At 35.7% G+C, this 17,966-nt stretch carries 21 protein-coding genes and 1 tRNA gene; 15 read left to right on the top strand and 7 right to left on the bottom strand.

Annotation, left to right across the window (positions count from 1 at the left end):
* Positions 1 to 5 precede the first annotated feature (5 nt).
* The gene (locus ACZZZK_RS15555) at positions 6 to 869 is read right to left on the bottom strand and encodes a YicC/YloC family endoribonuclease (RefSeq protein ID WP_463484936.1); all 864 of its coding nucleotides are present in this window, start codon (positions 867 to 869) and stop codon (positions 6 to 8) included.
* A 169-nt stretch (positions 870 to 1,038) separates the two neighbouring features.
* Here ACZZZK_RS15555 and ACZZZK_RS15550 point away from each other — a divergent pair, with 169 nt between their 5' ends.
* Together ACZZZK_RS15550 and ACZZZK_RS15545 are read left to right on the top strand one after the other, a co-directional pair.
* Positions 1,039 to 1,752: a hypothetical protein gene (locus tag ACZZZK_RS15550; protein WP_463484935.1), complete on the top strand. Its 714-nt coding sequence runs from the start codon at positions 1,039 to 1,041 to the stop codon at positions 1,750 to 1,752.
* A gap of 5 nt (positions 1,753 to 1,757) precedes the next feature.
* A complete protein-coding gene (locus tag ACZZZK_RS15545) occupies positions 1,758 to 2,468 on the top strand; it encodes a hypothetical protein (RefSeq protein WP_463484934.1) in 711 nt (236 codons plus the stop codon).
* A gap of 127 nt (positions 2,469 to 2,595) precedes the next feature.
* Here the strand turns inward: ACZZZK_RS15545 and rnc are convergent, their stop codons facing one another.
* From rnc to ACZZZK_RS15530, 3 genes are all read right to left on the bottom strand, one after another.
* Positions 2,596 to 3,324 (bottom strand): ribonuclease III, encoded by a 729-nt coding sequence (gene rnc, locus ACZZZK_RS15540; RefSeq protein ID WP_056848297.1) that lies wholly within the window; start codon positions 3,322 to 3,324, stop codon positions 2,596 to 2,598.
* A 94-nt stretch (positions 3,325 to 3,418) separates the two neighbouring features.
* Positions 3,419 to 4,672: a beta-ketoacyl-ACP synthase II gene (gene fabF / locus ACZZZK_RS15535; protein WP_463484933.1), complete on the bottom strand. Its 1,254-nt coding sequence runs from the start codon at positions 4,670 to 4,672 to the stop codon at positions 3,419 to 3,421.
* A gap of 21 nt (positions 4,673 to 4,693) precedes the next feature.
* Positions 4,694 to 4,930: an acyl carrier protein gene (locus tag ACZZZK_RS15530; protein WP_008508386.1), complete on the bottom strand. Its 237-nt coding sequence runs from the start codon at positions 4,928 to 4,930 to the stop codon at positions 4,694 to 4,696.
* 157 nt (positions 4,931 to 5,087) lie between these two features.
* Here ACZZZK_RS15530 and ACZZZK_RS15525 point away from each other — a divergent pair, with 157 nt between their 5' ends.
* The 7 genes from ACZZZK_RS15525 to ACZZZK_RS15495 all read left to right on the top strand — a co-directional run bounded on the left by ACZZZK_RS15525 (position 5,088) and on the right by ACZZZK_RS15495 (position 11,490).
* Complete coding sequence (locus tag ACZZZK_RS15525; protein WP_056848295.1) at positions 5,088 to 5,507, top strand: IPExxxVDY family protein; 420 nt, start codon at positions 5,088 to 5,090, stop codon at positions 5,505 to 5,507.
* Between the two features lie 150 nt (positions 5,508 to 5,657).
* Positions 5,658 to 7,088, top strand: a complete 1,431-nt coding sequence (pyk, locus tag ACZZZK_RS15520) for a pyruvate kinase (protein WP_265798551.1) — start codon at positions 5,658 to 5,660, stop codon at positions 7,086 to 7,088.
* Positions 7,089 to 7,281: 193 nt separating this feature from the next.
* Positions 7,282 to 7,524, top strand: coding sequence for a GIY-YIG nuclease family protein (locus ACZZZK_RS15515; protein WP_463484932.1), 243 nt, complete (start codon positions 7,282 to 7,284; stop codon positions 7,522 to 7,524).
* A 3-nt stretch (positions 7,525 to 7,527) separates the two neighbouring features.
* A tRNA-Ser gene (locus tag ACZZZK_RS15510) sits at positions 7,528 to 7,612 on the top strand.
* Positions 7,613 to 7,773: 161 nt separating this feature from the next.
* Entirely contained in the window at positions 7,774 to 9,918 is a 2,145-nt protein-coding gene (locus ACZZZK_RS15505; RefSeq protein WP_463484931.1) for a S9 family peptidase, read from the top strand.
* Between the two features lie 109 nt (positions 9,919 to 10,027).
* Positions 10,028 to 10,780 carry a peptidase associated/transthyretin-like domain-containing protein gene (locus tag ACZZZK_RS15500; RefSeq protein ID WP_463484930.1) on the top strand — a complete coding sequence of 251 codons (753 nt, stop codon included), beginning with the start codon at positions 10,028 to 10,030 and terminating at the stop codon, positions 10,778 to 10,780.
* Between the two features lie 32 nt (positions 10,781 to 10,812).
* The gene (locus ACZZZK_RS15495) at positions 10,813 to 11,490 is read left to right on the top strand and encodes a Rossmann-fold NAD(P)-binding domain-containing protein (protein WP_463484929.1); all 678 of its coding nucleotides are present in this window, start codon (positions 10,813 to 10,815) and stop codon (positions 11,488 to 11,490) included.
* 78 nt (positions 11,491 to 11,568) lie between these two features.
* Here ACZZZK_RS15495 and ACZZZK_RS15490 read toward each other — a convergent pair whose 3' ends face one another.
* From ACZZZK_RS15490 to pnuC, 3 genes are all read right to left on the bottom strand, one after another.
* Complete coding sequence (locus tag ACZZZK_RS15490; RefSeq protein WP_463484928.1) at positions 11,569 to 11,748, bottom strand: hypothetical protein; 180 nt, start codon at positions 11,746 to 11,748, stop codon at positions 11,569 to 11,571.
* A 127-nt stretch (positions 11,749 to 11,875) separates the two neighbouring features.
* Positions 11,876 to 12,844, bottom strand: a complete 969-nt coding sequence (locus ACZZZK_RS15485) for an AAA family ATPase (RefSeq protein ID WP_463484927.1) — start codon at positions 12,842 to 12,844, stop codon at positions 11,876 to 11,878.
* Positions 12,841 to 13,503 carry a nicotinamide riboside transporter PnuC gene (gene pnuC / locus ACZZZK_RS15480; protein ID WP_463484926.1) on the bottom strand — a complete coding sequence of 221 codons (663 nt, stop codon included), beginning with the start codon at positions 13,501 to 13,503 and terminating at the stop codon, positions 12,841 to 12,843. The genes ACZZZK_RS15485 and pnuC overlap by 4 nt, the downstream gene beginning before the upstream one ends.
* A 277-nt stretch (positions 13,504 to 13,780) precedes the next feature.
* Here pnuC and hflX point away from each other — a divergent pair, with 277 nt between their 5' ends.
* The 6 genes from hflX to ACZZZK_RS15450 all read left to right on the top strand — a co-directional run bounded on the left by hflX (position 13,781) and on the right by ACZZZK_RS15450 (position 17,951).
* Positions 13,781 to 14,971, top strand: coding sequence for a GTPase HflX (hflX, locus tag ACZZZK_RS15475; RefSeq protein WP_056848287.1), 1,191 nt, complete (start codon positions 13,781 to 13,783; stop codon positions 14,969 to 14,971).
* 85 nt (positions 14,972 to 15,056) lie between these two features.
* Positions 15,057 to 15,434: a 30S ribosome-binding factor RbfA gene (rbfA, locus tag ACZZZK_RS15470; protein ID WP_056848286.1), complete on the top strand. Its 378-nt coding sequence runs from the start codon at positions 15,057 to 15,059 to the stop codon at positions 15,432 to 15,434.
* Positions 15,435 to 15,439: 5 nt separating this feature from the next.
* Complete coding sequence (gene trhA / locus ACZZZK_RS15465) at positions 15,440 to 16,075, top strand: PAQR family membrane homeostasis protein TrhA (RefSeq protein ID WP_463484925.1); 636 nt, start codon at positions 15,440 to 15,442, stop codon at positions 16,073 to 16,075.
* Complete coding sequence (locus tag ACZZZK_RS15460) at positions 16,075 to 16,770, top strand: peptidoglycan DD-metalloendopeptidase family protein (RefSeq protein ID WP_463484924.1); 696 nt, start codon at positions 16,075 to 16,077, stop codon at positions 16,768 to 16,770. The genes trhA and ACZZZK_RS15460 overlap by 1 nt, the downstream gene beginning before the upstream one ends.
* Before the next feature lie 131 nt (positions 16,771 to 16,901).
* Positions 16,902 to 17,555, top strand: a complete 654-nt coding sequence (locus ACZZZK_RS15455; RefSeq protein WP_463484923.1) for an energy transducer TonB — start codon at positions 16,902 to 16,904, stop codon at positions 17,553 to 17,555.
* Positions 17,556 to 17,951, top strand: coding sequence for a hypothetical protein (locus ACZZZK_RS15450; RefSeq protein WP_463484922.1), 396 nt, complete (start codon positions 17,556 to 17,558; stop codon positions 17,949 to 17,951).
* Positions 17,952 to 17,966: the final 15 nt, after the last annotated feature.

Here is a 17,966-nt window from a genome sequence, read left to right as displayed (position 1 = left end):
TCTCCTTATAATACGTTTAATAACTGTTCTTTAATTTTCTCTAGCTCTTCCTTCATACCCACAACGTATTGCTGCATTTGAGCATCGTTTGCTTTTGCACCCATTGTGTTTATTTCTCTTCCAATCTCTTGTGAAATGAAACCCATTTTTTTTCCATTTGCTTCTTTACTTGCTAAAGTTTGCAAGAAATAATCGCAATGACTTTTCAAACGTGTTTTCTCTTCGGTGATATCAATTTTATCAATATAGTAGATCAATTCCTGTTCAAAACGATTTTGATCGATGTTTACCTTTCCAACTGCGTCGTCTAAAAACTGGGAGAATTTATCGCGTATGGCGGCAATTCTTTTTGGTTCCAGTTCTTCAACAGATTTGAAATAAGAAAGAATATTTTTTATCCTAAGCTCTAAATCGGCTTTCAAAACTGCTCCTTCATCTTCTCTAAACTTGTTGAAGTTAGCTAAAGCTTGATTAAAGATTTGATAAAGGTTGTTCCATTCATCCTCACTCACACTCTCCTCTTTATATGAAATTACATCAGGAAAGGTTAAAGCAGTTTGAAGTAGATTGGTACTGTTGGCTCCTAACTCGGTATTAACGGAAGTGAGTTGATTATAGTAATGCGCAAGTAATGCAGTATTAATAGTGGCACCAGTCACTTCCCCGTTGGCACGTTCTACATTAATACTCAAACTCACTTTGCCACGTTCGATATCTTTACTGCAAACATTGCGCAGTATTAATTCTTTATCAGAAAAAGCTTTAGGATATTTTAAGTTAAGCTCAAGAAATTTACTGTTGAGCGATTTGATTTCGACACTGTATTTTGCATTTGCATAATCGGCTGTTGCTAAGCCGTATCCTGTCATGGATTTTATCATGCGCAAAGATAGAAAAATTAGTTTAGAGTTTGCGATTGAGGTTTATGCTTTAAAATCATGACAATTAATTCTCAATTTTTTCTATTGATTTCGCCTTAACGTTTATTTAACAAATTAAAGGTTAACAAATGTTAATTTTACAAAAAATATCCAGTCGATGAAAGCATTCCTCATTCTACTTTCAGCATCCATATTCATGGCGATCGGTAGTAGAATCTATGCACAAGATATTTTAGTTAAAGGGGTTATCATAGAAAAAGGCACTAACATTCGGATAGCTTTAGGTGTTATAACTAATAAAAATACCGGCAAAGCAGTCGGCAGTAACGATTTGGGTTTTTTCGATATCAAAGCAAAATCGGGAGATACATTATTAATTGAAAAAAGAAATTTTGTATCCCAGCAATTTGTGGTTAATTACAATAAAGATGTTTTAATTTACTTAATCAGGGCGAGCACTACCCTTGAGGAGGTAACGATAAAGGGGAAAACAAAAATAGAAGACATGCAGGAAATCAGAAGAGAATTTAAGCGACAGGGATCTTTTTATGAAGGCAAACCTCCCTTAGCATTGCTTAACCCTTTAAGCGGAAGTCCGCTAACTTTTTTTTATGAGTTATTCGGCAAAACACCTGCGAAAGCACGACGTTTTAAACGTTATTATGATAATGAATTGAAATTGATGCAAGTAGATCATTTTTTTAATAAAACATTAATCAACAAGTATACTGATCTTGAAGGCCGAAATTTAGATAAATTTATACTTGATTATTTACCAACAGTTGAAATGATTAAAGGCTGGAACAATTACGATGCTGCAAACTATATAAAGCTATCTGCCAAAAAATTTACAGATACTTTGAAAAATTAATACCAATGAAATTTATAAAAATTAATGTCTTCCTAATATTTTTAATACTGATCAACTTTAGTGTAAAAGCACAAGACTTTATTGTTAAGGGTGTTGTTTTTGAAAAAGGAGCGAATATCCGGGTTGCCCTAGCAGAAATTACCAACCTACGAACCAATTTGGGTGTAGGAAGCAATGATTTAGGTTTTTTTCAGCTAAAAGCTAAAGTTGGCGACACTTTACTCATCACTAAAAGAAATTTAACAGACCAAAGAGTCATCATAAAAGGTACTCAAGATATTTTGATTTATTTAGTGAGAGAAAGCACCATGCTGAACGAAGTGACTATTGTCGGCAATACCAAAAAGCAAGATTTAGCAGAAATCAAGAGAGAATTTCAGAACAAGGGGGTTTATAATGGAGGGAAGTCTTCATTTTTGTCAGCCATTTTTCAACCGTTAAATGGTCTTTATAACTTAATTGGTAAAGAACCTAAGAACGCCCGAAGGTTTGGACGCTATGCAGATAATGAAATTAAACAATCGCAAATAGATGTTTATTTTAACCAATCTATCATCAAGAATAATACAGAATTGAGAGGTGATACGCTGGAACGTTATATGCTGGATTGCAGACCCGCTTTTGATAAGGCTCAATATTGGAACAGCTACGACTATATCAAGTACATTAAAGAGTCATCAAAGAAGTTTACCGATACGTTGGGGAAAGGGAAGTAGTTATCAGTTGCCAGTTTTCAGTTACCGGTTTTCAGATGCCAGTTACCGGTTGCCGGTAATAAGTTAGAGGTTGCCAGTTTTTAGTTCGTAGTTGGCGATTACAAATTAAATGACCAATCATTTTACCTTAAATAGATAATGCTTCGCAGGCTTTTTCTGCAGCAAGTTTCTCTGCATTTTTCTTATTGTAATCTCTACCGGTACCATGCTTTTCACCATCTACAATGGCGCTAATGGTAAATAGTTTTGCGCTTTCGCCTTCGCCATTCTGAGCAAGCTCAAAAGTAACATCCTTACCGTGGCGTTGACACCATTCAATAAGTTTACTTTTGAAATTGGTTTCCGTAAGTTCTAATGTATGAATATCGATATGAGGCTTAACTATTCTTCTAAGCAAAAACTCCTTAGTAAAATTGTAACCCTTATCCATATAAATGGCGCCGACGATGGCTTCGAAAGCATCGCCCAACATAGAATTGTGTTTAGTTTGGATACTAACCGAACGTTGATCGAATTGGATTAACTTATCAAAACCTATTTTTTTTGCCAATTGGTTTAGATTAGCTCGATTAACAATTTTAGAACGCATTTCAGTTAAGAAACCTTCTTCCTTATAAGGATAGTGCTTAAAAAGAAGTTCGGCTATAACCGAACCTAAAACTGCATCGCCAAGAAACTCTAATCGTTCATTGCTACTCCTGCTACCATTTTTTAAAACTTTGGCTACAGACCGATGCCTGAAAGCCATTTTATAAAGCGTAACATTGCCAGGAACAAAGCCTAAAATATTTTTCAGCTTTTTAACAAACTCCTTTTCAGGAGAGAGATAAAGTTTATATAATTTTAATATCGGCATTAAATAAATAACACAATTAGCGGCTAATAAGCATATTTAACTAAGTTATCTATTTTTAATTAGCATACAAAATTATATAGCAAAGCTGAATAAATTAATCTTCGTATTTCTTGAAAATTACTGAAGCATTATGACCACCAAAACCAAAAGTATTACTTAATGCAGCTCTAACTTCGCGTTTTTGAGCTTTGTTAAAAGTAAAATTCAATTTAGGATCAAAGGCAGGATCATCTGTGAAGTGATTAATTGTAGGAGGTACAATATCATTTTGAACAGACAGAATTGCGGCAATCGCTTCAATAGCTCCGGCGGCACCTAATAAGTGGCCCGTCATTGATTTTGTTGAACTGATGTTTAAGCGGTAGGCATCCTCTCCGAAAAGATCAGCAATGGCTTTAGTTTCACTAATATCGCCAAGTGGCGTAGAAGTTCCATGAACATTGATGTAATCGATATCAGCAGTAGTTAAACCTGCATCTCTCAAAGCGTTAGTCATTACCATTCTTGCACCTAAACCTTCCGGGTGCGGAGCAGTAATGTGATTTGCATCAGCACTCATCCCTCCACCCACAAGTTCTGCATAAATTTTTGCACCCCTTGCTTTGGCATGTTCAAGTTCTTCCAAAATAATAGTTCCTGCGCCTTCACCAGCCACAAAGCCATCACGGTCTTTATCAAAAGGACGCGAAGCGGTTTGAGGATCATCGTTGCGTGTAGATAATGCATGCATGGCGTTAAAACCACCCATTCCTGCTTCATTAATAATGGCTTCTGAACCACCACTGATGATCACATCTGCCATACCCAAACGGATATAGTTAAATGCATCAATCATCGCATTGGTAGAGGAAGCACATGCCGAAACAGTTGCAAAATTTGGCCCACGTAAGCCATATTTGATAGAGATATGCCCTGGAGCGATATCAATAATCATCTTAGGAATAAAAAATGGATTGTATCTTGGCGTACCATCTCCCTTGGCGAAATTCGAAATTTCATCAAGAAAGGTTTTCAATCCACCTATGCCAGCGCCCCAAATAACACCGATTCTGTTGGTATCTAATTTCTCGAAATCAAAACCACCATCTTTTACAGCCTCATCTGTTGCTACTAAAGCATATTGTACAAACGGATCTAGCTTGCGGGCTTCCTTTTTCTCCAGAAAATCTTCCGGATTGAAGTTTTTTACCTCACATGCGAATTTGGTTTTAAACTTTTCAGTATTAAAACCCACAATAGGAGCAGCGCCACTCACCCCGTTAGTCAATCCTTCCCAAAAATCAGGAACATTATTGCCTATAGGAGTGAGCGCACCCAACCCTGTTACTACTACTCTTTTTAATTCCATTTATACTGAAAAAGCGTAATTCTATTTAACGTTTTTTTCCAAATAAGCAATCGCTTGACCAACTGTACCGATGGTTTCAGCCTGATCGTCAGGGATAGCTACATTAAATTCTTTTTCAAATTCCATAATCAATTCTACGGTATCTAAAGAATCTGCACCCAAATCGTTGGTGAATGAAGCCTCTGGCGTAACTTCGCTTTCGTCAACACCTAGTTTTTCTACGATAATAGCCTTAACTCTTGAAGCAATATCAGACATAATTTTATAATTTAATGGTTAAATAATTCTGTGCAAAGAAAAATAAATTCTTACAATTTTCAAATGTTTTTATTTCGACACCTAAATTTGGCTCTCAAATAACAAGCGAATATAGAATTAGTTTTTTAATTTCGTTCTGTAAATAATTTATTTCGACTTGAATAGAACTTACCTGAAATTAACGTTAGACCTTGATTTTATACTAATTGCGATCACAGCACCCCTAAAAGACTATGTGCTATGCCACAAAATTAATACGAGGTTGAACACCGAATTTGAGAAAATTGAAGACCATGAAATATTTTTTAACATTGATGAACCGGCGTGGTCTTTCTCTAAATATTATTTTTTTGTAGAGCAAGGCGAGATTGAATATTACCTTATTAGTAACAGAAGTAGCGATGGTTTGCTGGTTCCTGAAATGGGAAATGTAGATTTTTTTATCATAATTAAGGAATTTATCGACAAGGAAGATCTTAATTATTTAATTAATGGATTAAACAAACTGCCTGATATTCAAGTTGCTGCAAAAATAGATCCAACCAAATTAAAGAGTAAAGAGAATTTGGTAATATAAAAATTATATACTTGGTGTATTAAATACACTATATTTGACGGTTATAAACAACGAACAAAAAACAAAATATATAAAATTTAATGCAGTTTAATTATTTTAGATAATTAATTAGCGTTTTCTGAAACTGCATTGCTAAAATCAAATAATTAAATGAAACCTTTTCATTCAAGAACTAAAATTGTTGCTACGCTTGGGCCAGCATCAGCAAAACCAGAAGTATTATATAGTATGTTTAACGCAGGTTTGGATGTTTGCCGTCTAAATTTCTCGCATGGTTCTCAAGCAGATCATCAGGCCGTTTTAGATACCATCCGCGATTTAAATAAAAAATACGATTATAATGTAGGTATCCTTGCAGATTTACAAGGCCCAAAAATTCGTATCGGTTTAGTAAAAGAAGGCGGGATTAACTTAATTAATGGTAAAACCACCGTTATCACTACACAAGAATGTATTGGTAACGAAGAACGTATTTATATAACGTATCAGAACTTTCCTCAAGATGTTCAGGCAGGTGAAATCATCCTTTTGGATGATGGAAAACTGCAAATGAAAGTTATCTCTACCAATCTTAAAGATGAGGTGCTTTGTGAGATCGTTCACGGCGGAATCTTAACTTCAAGAAAAGGAGTAAACCTTCCAAACACAAAGGTTTCTATCCCATCTTTAACTCCAGAAGATAGAGAAAACCTGGAATTCGTTTTAGAAAATGATGTAGAATGGATAGGTTTATCTTTCGTTCGTAAAGCTGAAGATATTATCGAACTGAAAAAAATTATTGCAGAACGTGGTAAAACTGCCCGTGTAATTGCAAAAATTGAAAAACCAGAAGCTATTGCCAATATCGATGAAATTATAGCGGTTACCGATGGTATTATGGTTGCCCGTGGAGATTTGGGTGTTGAATGCCCAATGGAAGAAGTTCCTTTATTACAAAAAATGATTGTTGCTAAATGTAGAGCAGCTTCAAAACCTGTAATTGTAGCCACTCAAATGCTGGAAAGTATGATCACTACGCCTCGCCCGACTCGTGCAGAGGTGAATGACGTAGCCAATTCAGTACTAGATGGTGCAGATGCGGTAATGTTAAGTGGTGAAACTTCAGTTGGAGAATTTCCTTTGATCGTTATAGAAACGATGCAGAAAATCATTCAAAACATTGAGCAAAACAATTATCCATTTAATCCAGATAAGTTTTTGAAACCAAAATCTGCATCTTTTTTAAGCGATGCAATTTGCGATTCTGCTTGTTTCTTAGCTAAGCAAACCAATGCTGTTGGTATTGTATCAATGACTTTAAGTGGTTATACTGCTTTTGAAATTTCTAGCCACAGACCGGAGGCTTTAACTTTCATCTTCACGAGTAATAGAGCACTTTTAAATGCAGTTAGCTTATTATGGGGCGTTAGAGGTTTTTACTATGATAAATGGGAAAGTACAGACAACACCATTATTGAGGTGAACGAATTCTTAAAAAGCAAAAAATTGGTTAAGCAAGGCGATATTTTAATTAATACTGCGGCAATTCCAATAGAAGCAAAAGGAAAAACCAATATGTTAAAAATTACAGTTGTTGATTAATTTAACAACTCATCAAATAAAAATGCTTCCTGTGAAAATTGGAAGCATTTTTTTTGAATAAAAAAATTACTTTTGCAAACCACTGAGGAGAGGTGTCAGTCCAAAGGACCCCTACGGGGAGTGGTCGATCGAGCACGCTTGGAAAGCGTGTGATAGTATTTAAATAGTTTGTATACTTATTTTAAAATATAGTATGTTTTATAGTTACATTCTAAAAAGCTTAAAAGATGGAAGATATTATTATGGCAGTACCGAGAATTTGGAAGCAAGACTGATTAAACATAATAAAGGAGATGTGAAATCTACAAAAGGCAGACGACCTCTTATTATTCATTTTCATGAAATGTTTAGTACAAGAGGTGAAGCTTTTAGAAGAGAACAATATTACAAATCGGTAAATGGTTACAGTTATTTGAAACAAGAAAAAATTATATAATCCGGAGAGGTGTCAGAGTGGTCGATCGAGCACGCTTGGAAAGCGTGTGTACTTAACGGTACCGCGGGTTCGAATCCCGCTCTCTCCGCAAAATGCTATCTTTTTTAAGATGGCATTTTTTATTTAAGCTGTTAGCGTAACCTAGCTTAAGCTTATTTTAGAAACCTTAATTTGTATTATTCTTGCTAAATTAATCTGATCTCACGAAACACTCTTAATTTTATCCCAAAGATTAACCAACTGACTATTATGAATAAATATTGGCTAACTGCAATTGCCCTGTCCATAATGACTTCGGCAGATGCGCAGCAGAAAGTTTTAACCGAAAAAGATTATGAACATGCGGAAAGCTTTATGGCTTACAACACTTCTAAATACATTGATAATGTAGGTGTTACACCCAATTGGCTTGAAGGTGATAACTTTTGGTTTACTATTAAAAATGCTAATGGTACACAAACCTTTTTGGTAAATCCTGACAAGAAAACGAAAACCTTAACTACAGAATATGGAAAAGGTTTGGCCTCGCCTCCTCCTACTGCAAGAAGAAGGGGCGGTGGCGATGAAGTACTTTCTCCTGATGGAAAAAAAGCCATTTTGATTAAAGATTATAATTTATATGTGAAAGATGTGGCATCAAGCAAACTCACTCAGTTAACTACTGATGGCGTGAAAGATTATGGTTACGCAACTGACAATGCTGGTTGGAGACATAGCGATGCGCCGATCTTACGCTGGTCGCCAGATTCTAAGAAAATTACAACTTTCCAGCAAGACCAAAGAAATTCGAAAGATATGTATTTGGTAACCACCAATGTTGGTGCTCCAAAATTAGAGACCTGGAAATATCCATTGCCGGGAGATAAAGAAATCCCTACCATCAGACGTGTGATTATCGATATCGAAACCCCAAAGGTAATTTCTTTAAACATTGCACCTGATCCGCACCGTGGTACTTTGAGTGATGACATTTCGAGCAGTGGAACTTTTGATGATATTGATTGGAAGGCTGATGGATCGGAAGTTGCTTTTGTATCTACCTCGAGAGACCACAAAAATGAGAAATTTCGCATCGCAAATGCAAGCACAGGTGATGTACGAGAAGTATTTGAAGAAACCGCAAAAACACAATTCGAATCGGGTCAAGGCACCATTAATTGGAGATACTTACCAGCAAGCAAAGAAATAATTTGGTATTCTGAACGGGATAATTGGGGTCATTTATATCTTTATGACGCCACTACGGGCAAAGTAAAAAATCAAATTACAAAAGGAGATTGGGTAGTTACAAGGTTGCTTAAAGTGGATGAAAAAACACGTATGCTTTATTTCATTGCCAATGGTCAAGATAAATTGAATCCCTATTTTGGCCACTTTTTTACGATTGGTTTCGATGGTAAAAACTTAAAAGATTTAACACCAGAACTAGGTAACCACATGGTTACTTTCTCCCCATCAGGAAAATTTTTCATCGATAATTATTCTCAACCTAACGTTCCAGCGAATGTTGTTTTAAAGGACATAAATGGCAAGGTAGTTAGCGAACTAGCTAAAACGGATGTTTCGAGATTAACAGCAACAGGCTGGAAAGCGCCTGCACCAATTACTGTAAAAGCCAATGATGGCAAGACTGACATTTACGGTTTGGTATTTACGCCATCAAAAATGGATGCCACTAAAAAATATCCGGTAATCGATTACATTTATCCAGGTCCACAAGGTGGAAGTGTGGGCAGCTGGTTCTTTTCAGCATCGCGTGGCGATAACCAAGCTTTAGCAGAATTAGGTTTTATTGTAGTGGTACTTGAAGGAACAAGTAACCCAGGTCGATCTAAAAGCTACCACGACATGAATTATGGCAATATGGCCGAAAATACATTGCCGGATCAAATCACTGCGATCAAACAACTGGCTACCAAATACCCAATTGATACGGCCAAAGTTGGTATCTGGGGGCATTCTGGCGGTGGGTTTGCAACAGCGGCAGCAATGTTCCGCTACCCAGATTTCTTTAAGGTAGGAATATCAGAATCAGGAAACCACGACAATAGAAATTATGAGGATGATTGGGGCGAACGCTACAATGGATTAGCAGAAAACGTAGATTATGCAGCGCAAGCCAATCAAACTTATGCCAAAAATTTAAAAGGAAAGCTGATGTTGGTTCATGGAATGATGGATGATAACGTACCACCTTATAATACTTTATTAGTTGTGGAAGCTTTACAAAAGGCTAATAAAAGTTTCGATTTAGTGATTTTCCCGAATAGTGCACATGGTTATGGTCCGTATTCTGCTTACATGATGAGAAGAAGATGGGATTATTTTGTACAGCATTTATTAGGAGCTGAGCCGCCTAAAGATTATAAAATGGTCGGCACAGTGATTAAGTAACACATACAAAAGGGTTTTGATAGTATCGAAACCCTTTTGTATTTCCAAACAAGGTTAATCTATGTTAAAATTTTAATAGACATTTAATTATCCTTTAGATTAGCTAGCAATGAAATATTTCTTCTTCTTTGTGCTAATCATGATCTCCAATCGCTTATTTTCCCAACAAATTAGCGGACAAGTGTTGGATCATATTTCCAGAATTCCGATCGAAAATGCGGTAGTCAAATACGGAAATGAAGTAAGCATAACCTCGAGTACCGGAAAATTTTCATTTCCGAAAAATCCGTCTATCCAAATTTTAAAAATTAATAAGTTAGGCTATGAAGAAAAGGAATTAAATCTAAATAACAACTTTAAAGATGTAATCGTCCTTTTGCGTTCGGTTGCTATCAATTTAAATGATGTTACCATTTATTCTAAAAGAGATTACCTTAAAGACTCGTTGCAGATACGGGAAGATTTCGCAAAGGTTTTCGCTTATAAAGACCCATCCATTAAAGATGTACTGGTTAAGAAAGGTTTGCGCTATAAAACGCCAGGATCAAACCTGGTTTCCAACTCCACTTCCTCTATTTTAAGTCTGGATGTTTTAAGAACAATTGGTTTACTCACAAAGAATAAAAATTCACTTTCAAAATTAAAGAAAGTGCAGTTAAAAGATGAGGAAACAAATTATATCAATAATCGTTTCTCACCAGAAAAAATAAGTTCCATCACTAAACTGGAAGATGATTCATTAAATAATTTTATTGAAATATATCGTCCTTCTGCTGCCGAAATTAGAAAAATGAATGATTATGAAATACTGATGTATGTGAAGCGAAGCTACGTAGATTTTATTAAGCCAAACAAAGATTAACTTTAAAAGTTAATTATTAAACATCAATTTAAATGGGAAAAACGAGATCACTTAACAACGTTATTATTACCGGAAGCACAGGTATGGTTGGCGAAGGTGTATTAATCCAGTGCCTAAATAACCCCGAAATAGATTCAATTTTGGTAATTAACCGGAAACCATGCGGTTATGTTCATGCTAAACTTAAGGAAATTGTTCACCAGGATTTTTTTAATTTCAAAGCTATCGAAGATGAACTGAAAGGTTACAACGCTTGCTTCTTCTGTCTTGGTATTTCATCAGTTGGGGTTGATAACGATACTTATTATCGCATGACTTATACACTTACGATGCATGTTGCAGATACTTTGGTTAAGTTAAATGATAATATGACTTTTTGTTATGTTTCTGGCAGTGGAACAGATATAAATGGAAGATTAAACTGGCAGAAGGTAAAAGGTAAAACAGAAAGCGAATTAACCAAATTACCTTTTAAGCAGGTTTATCACTTCCGCCCGGGTTTTATCAAACCACTTAAAGGACAAAAATTTGCCCACAATTTTTATAAGTATATCAACTGGATGTTTCCTATTGGAAGAAAATTTTTCCCGAATGGTTTTTGTACGATGACCGAACTCGGAGATGCGATGATTAATACATTATATTATCAAAGCGAAAGAAGAATTTTGGAAGGAAAAGATATTATTAAGCTGGCTAAAGAATTTTCTTGAAATCGAAAATTAATGAAGTAAAACGGAAGATGGTTTTGGGCTCTTAACCCGTACCAATCTTCCGTTTTGAATTTTACGCTATTTCTTATTATCAACTTTACGTTGATTATCTTTATTCGATGTTTGATCGGAACGCTGACCTCCACCATTCATTATTCCCTGCATTTTCTTGTCAACTTTTACATCGTGATTTGCTCTGTCTGCAATCGAACTTCCTTGGGTTGTAGGATTGTTCTTAGGTGTATTTACATTTTTCATGGCAATAAATTTTAAGTTAAACATTTATTCCGAGCGCCATTATATTAACCGACTATTACTGATTATGTTTTATTTTTTTTGAGGATGGAGTCGGCAATCCAACTTCCGATAAGTATACTATTATATTTTAATGTTGAAAAAATTGATCAATAATGGATTTAACTTTTGCTTCCCGTTGCTGATAATTTCCACTAATTAGATTATAATTTATCCCTCGGCTTTCTAATTCGGCCTTAAATAAATTGAACATTTCTTGCCTTCTATCGCCGAAATCCCTTAAATCATCGGCTACCCATTCCACATCAATATCCAACAAAAAATATAAATCGTAAACAATTTCATTTTCAAGCACCGTTAAAACTTCTGGCACAACACCTAAATAATGCTGCGAATAAATTTTGGTAGTGATTAAATCTGTATCGCAAAAAAGTACTTTGTTAGCAATTTTTGTTTTTCCCTTTACTCTTTCCGTTTGTGCAAAGCCAATCTTAATTATATCATCAACAGAAATATCATTCGATGATATCAGCTCTCTTGCCACTTCAGGAACAAATTCTGTTTGATAATGTAGTGCCATTTTTTCTGCCAATGTTGATTTTCCGGTACTTTCAGGTCCATAGAAGCAAACTCGTTTTACAAAATGCGGCTTAACTACATCAGGAATGAATCTCCAATATTTAAAAGGATTGGTTCGAATCATCGTTGCCGAAACTGGAATCTCCATTCGTTTAAAATCGCATAAAATATGCACAGCTTCCAGATTAAAGGCAAAGGGTTCTCCGTATTCTTCTGAACTAATAAGCACATCAATTTTCGGATAAACCTCCCTCATGCGATTTGCCCAAATTTTAGTACGAGGCATAAGTGCTAATGCTTCATCATCAAAATCATCAGCAATTATGCAAGGCTTGATTTTAGGTTCTGATTTAAAAATTTCTTTGATCCAACTAAATCTTTTTTCAGCATCAATGGGATCTTGGTGAGTAAAGCTCATGGAAACAATAAGTTCATCGCAATGCGATGCGGCAAATTGTATTAACCGAATATGTCCATTGTGAATAGGCATAAATTTTCCAATTACCAAACCTCTTATCATTCGGTTTTACTGTAGCTTTTATATTCTTTAATCCAATTCCATAAAGCAAAGGCTGCAATGATGGTGAAAAGAATATATTCGACACCAAAAAACATTGCGCCTTTCAAAAAGTATAAATAGGTCGCTACAACATCAATCATTAGCCAAATAATCCAACATTCTATTCGCTTTTGAATCATTAAAAATGTAGTAATTACACTCATCACTAGAATAAATGAATCGACAAAGGGATAGGCGCTTGGCAGGTTAAAAACAAATGGGAACCAGTTATGTAACTGTCCGGCCAGTGTACCGATTAATACTGTTCCAACTATACCGACAGCTAAAAAGATCAGAAACTGCTTTCTGGGCATAAAGCTTATCTTCAACTGTTTCTTTATGTCTTCTTCTTCCGGCTTCGGATTGGCCCATCGCCACCAGCCGAGAATGTTGGTAACGAAAAAGAAACCCATTAAAAACATATCAGGATAAAGCTGTATCTGGTAATAAAAAAAAGCTGATAAAAACACATTGACAATACCTGCCGGCCAACTCCAGATGTTTGCCCTTGCAGATAAAATAACCGAAATAACCCCTGTAACTACTGCAAAAAATTCGAGATAGCTCATCGGGTAATCAAGAACTGTAAAAAAGATGCTTTTGGTACTAAAAAAATCCATCCTCAAGTTAGATAAGTTTCAATCTAAATTAGAACATAATATTGTAGTTAGATACTGAAGGTTAAACAAAAATTGAAAACCAAATGTTGTTCAAACTAATTAACCGATAAGTTCTAACCGAATCCTTAATCAATTTCGAGATTATAATTCAATTAAATGGCAAACGGGCTTAAGCTATTGCTTTTTACCAGACTTATTGTTTGAATGTAAGTTGTTGCCAGCTGTGTATGCTTAGCCAATTTTCAATTTGCAAAATTTGTATCTTTGTACATATTACATGGGAAAACAAAAATTTTATGATACTGCGATTAAGCAGGAACGAGCCGTTTTGGTTGGCGTTGTTACTCCAGGAGAAAAGGAAGAGCAAACAAAAGAATATTTAGATGAATTGGCTTTTCTTGTTGATACAGCAGGAGGACAAGTAGAGAAAGTATTTACTCAAAAAATGCTGAAGCCTGAGCGGGCAACATTTGTGGGTACAGGAAAGCTAGAGGAGATTAAAGCTTATGTAAAATCGGAAGAGATTGATACCGTTGTTTTTGATGACGAACTTTCACCCTCACAGTTGCGGAATATTGATCGTGAGTTGGGTGTAAAAGTTTTAGATCGAAGCAATCTGATCCTCGACATTTTTGCCAGCAGAGCCCAAACGGCACAAGCAAAAACGCAGGTAGAATTAGCTCAACTTCAATATGTATTGCCACGACTAACGGGTATGTGGACTCACTTAGAGCGCCAAAAGGGTGGTATTGGTATGCGTGGACCTGGAGAAACGCAAATTGAGAGTGATAGACGTATTATTTTAAATAAGATTTCGCTACTGAAGGAGCGGTTAAGAAATATAGATAGACAAAACGAAACTCAGCGAAAAAATCGTGGTCAGCTGATTCGCGTAGCTTTAGTAGGATATACCAACGTGGGCAAGTCTACTATCATGAACATGCTTTCCAAATCGGAAGTATTTGCCGAAAATAAGCTTTTTGCCACGCTGGATACTACGGTTAGAAAAGTGGTAATTGAAAACTTGCCTTTCTTACTTTCAGATACTGTTGGGTTTATCAGAAAACTACCCCATCATTTGGTAGAGTGCTTTAAATCGACCCTTGATGAAGTTCGCGAAGCTGATTTATTGATTCACGTTGTAGATGTTTCACATCCAAATTTCGAGGATCAGATTAACACTGTAAACGAAACACTAAAAGATATCGGCGCCATTGATAAGGATATGATTTTGGTGTTTAATAAAATTGATGCCTACGTTTCGCCAGAAGTGGAAGATGAGGACGATGATGGTAAATTAAGCATTGATGAATTTAAGAAAAGCTGGATGAGCCATGGAAAGGTCCCAGTGTTATTTATATCGGCTACAGAAAAAGAAAACATTGAAGAGTTTAAAACATTGTTATATGATAAGGTAAAAGCGGCACATGTAGCCAGGTATCCTTACGATAGCAATTTGTTATATTAATTAAGAATCCGTCGTTGCGAGCCATCAGCAATCTATTTGCAAGTAAGATTGTTTGGCATCTCTCAATGACGAAAAAATAAAATTTATGGAAAGTAAACGTCAGCAGAAATTTGCAGGAGTACTACAAGAGGAGTTAGCACAGGTTTTTCAGCGTGAGGGTGGAGCATTTTTACCGAATACGCTGGTAACGATTACACGTGTTCGCGTATCGCCAGATTTGGCTGTAGCAAAGGTATATTTGAGTTTTTTTAATACTACCAATACTACTTTATCCATTAATACGGTAAATGCTCATGCTGGTGAAATTCGATATAAACTAGGCGCCAGAATCCGCCATCAGGTTAGAGTGGTGCCAGAGCTTACTTTTTTTGTAGATGATACAAATGAATATGTAGAGCGCATGGATCACTTGTTTGATAAAATTGCTAAAGAACCGAGACAAAAAGAAGAAGGCGAAGAATAGTTATCGTGAGAAAATTAAGAGAACCGGTAAACTTCTTTACACATTTTATACCCGCATTGGTAGCGATACCAGCGGGTTATTTTTTGCTCCAAAAATGCGAAACACCAATTCAATTCACCGCAGCCTGGATTTACAGCATTGCTACATTTATTTTGTTTGGCGTAAGTGCCACTTATCACGGTTTTCCTGCTAGTGATTATGGTATTCGCTTTTGGCAAAAATTTGATCATTGCTGCATTTATTTGATGATTGCAGGATCATATACCCCGACTGCCCTACTAGTTTTTGATGGATGGTTACGCTGGAGTTTATTTGCTATTGTATGGTTAATTGCAATAATTGGTTGCCTTTTAAAAATTTTTAACAAACTCAAAAGCACTGCTATATCCCTCGCCATTTATATTTTAATGGGCTGTTTAATTGTTCCACTGCTACAAAAAATGCTCGGCACATTGCCCTTGGGAGCCATTTTTTGGTTATTATTCGGTGGCATTTTCTACATCGGTGGCACGTATTATTACGCAAAGGATAAACAAATGTTTCGCTGGATGCATAGCCACGAGCTGTGGCATCTCTTTGTTATTGGAGGTGCATTGTCACATTACATTTATAATTACGTTTATATTTTTGATCAGCTTTAATGAAAACCTTTGAACAAATTATTAACGAAAATGCATCTGCCATTCAAAAAATTGTCGACTTTAATCTTAAACAAGATCAACTTTTACCCCTCGATTTTACTGACTCGAATTTAGAATTGACTGATGCAATTTTAAACGATACAGATGTTTTTTCTGAGTGGATTAACCAAAAACTCATCGCCGCTAAAGCTCGCTATGGTATCGGCGGTTACAATGAGCACCGTACGATTTATTCGCGAAGTGCTCATTTTAGTAGTGCAGAAGAACCCCGGCGGTTACATTTGGGGGTAGATATTTGGGGCGAAGCTGGAACTTCAATTTATAATTTTTACGATGCCGAGGTTCATAGTTTTGCCAACAACAATGCTTTTGGTGATTATGGTGCCACAATTATCTTAAGCTACAATATCGAGGGTTTCAAATTCCATGCGCTTTATGGTCACTTGAGTTTAGCATCAATTAACCATTTGAAAGTAGGCAAAATGATTTTAGCCGGAAAAAAAATTGCCGAACTCGGCATTAAAGAAGAAAATGGCAACTGGCCACCTCACCTTCATTTTCAACTGATAAAAAATATCGAAAACTACGAAGGCGACTATCCTGGCGTTTGTAAGTTTAGCGAAAGAAACCAATACCTGGGGAATTGCCCAGACCCGAACGTGATCTTAAAATTTACGTTTAACAGGCAACAATAAAATATTCGAAATAATCTGGCATAACTGATTTAAACATTATTAACCTTCCTGTTGTTATCTTTTTACAATTGTGACGTTTATATTCCACGAAAGCATATCTGCAGTGCGACTAAAACCGTAAATTAGTAATTATGAAAAGGCTAGTTACCATCTTTTTAATATTTTGCTGTTCGGCTGCGATGGCACAGTTGCAATTTAAAACAGGCAAGGATGGTTTTACGAATTTCTTAAGAGAAAAAACCATTTACCCCTCATTTTCAAAAAATAACTGTATCCAGGGTACCGTAAACATCAGTTTTAAATTAGATGAAAAAGGAAATGTTTATTCCTCACGAGTAACCAAAAGCATTTTAAGCGAATTGGACGAAGAAGCATTGCGGTTGGTGAGGCTAAGCAGTGGTAAATGGAAAGTTCCTGTCGGTTATGATACCACAACAGCAGTGATAGTACCCGTTAATTTTAAGCTTTCTGGTTTTAATTGCGAAGGTAAATCGAGTAGAGATATGCAAGATGCCATTCGTAGTTACCAGGCGGAAGAAGGTTTGACAAATTCTGTGATTAATTTTTATAAAAACATTGATCAGGCAAAACCAGGACAAGAAACACAGATTATTGCTATTAAAAACCAGTTGGGTATTGACGACGATTATTTAAATGAGCGAATTGATAACGGCTTAAAAAAAATTAAACAAGGTGATAAACAAGGTGCTTGCGAAGATTTTTTGTTTGTAAAAAATATGGGTAGTAGTTTAGCAGATCAGTATCTTGCCAAATACTGTAACTAAATGAGAACTGCCACTAAGTTTTTTGCCCTGTTAGATGTTATTAGCATTTTACTCCTTGCTAAACAATTTTGGGCAATTATTACCCATATTAATGAAATACCCGATCAACTTTTATCTCAAATTAGAGTTGTTTTAACACTTCCTATGTTTTTGTCGTTATTTCTATCGGCAGTTGGCTTATTTCTTTTCAAAAAATTTGGTTTTATTACCTACTTTATCCAATTCTCATTCAGGTTAATCGTTTGGATATTTTCCATTGGCTTTATAACCTTTTTGCCCGAGATTTTAAATTTAGGCGACCGCTGGTTCGATATACTATTTAAAATATGTTTTATTGCTGAGTTTTTCAGACTCTACTTTACCATTCAAATCTATCGGAATAATAGCCTATCATAAAATATGCTAATATGA

It is taken from the genome of Pedobacter sp. AC163, assembly GCF_979258665.1.
This window is presented reverse-complemented; position numbering and strand designations above follow the sequence as displayed.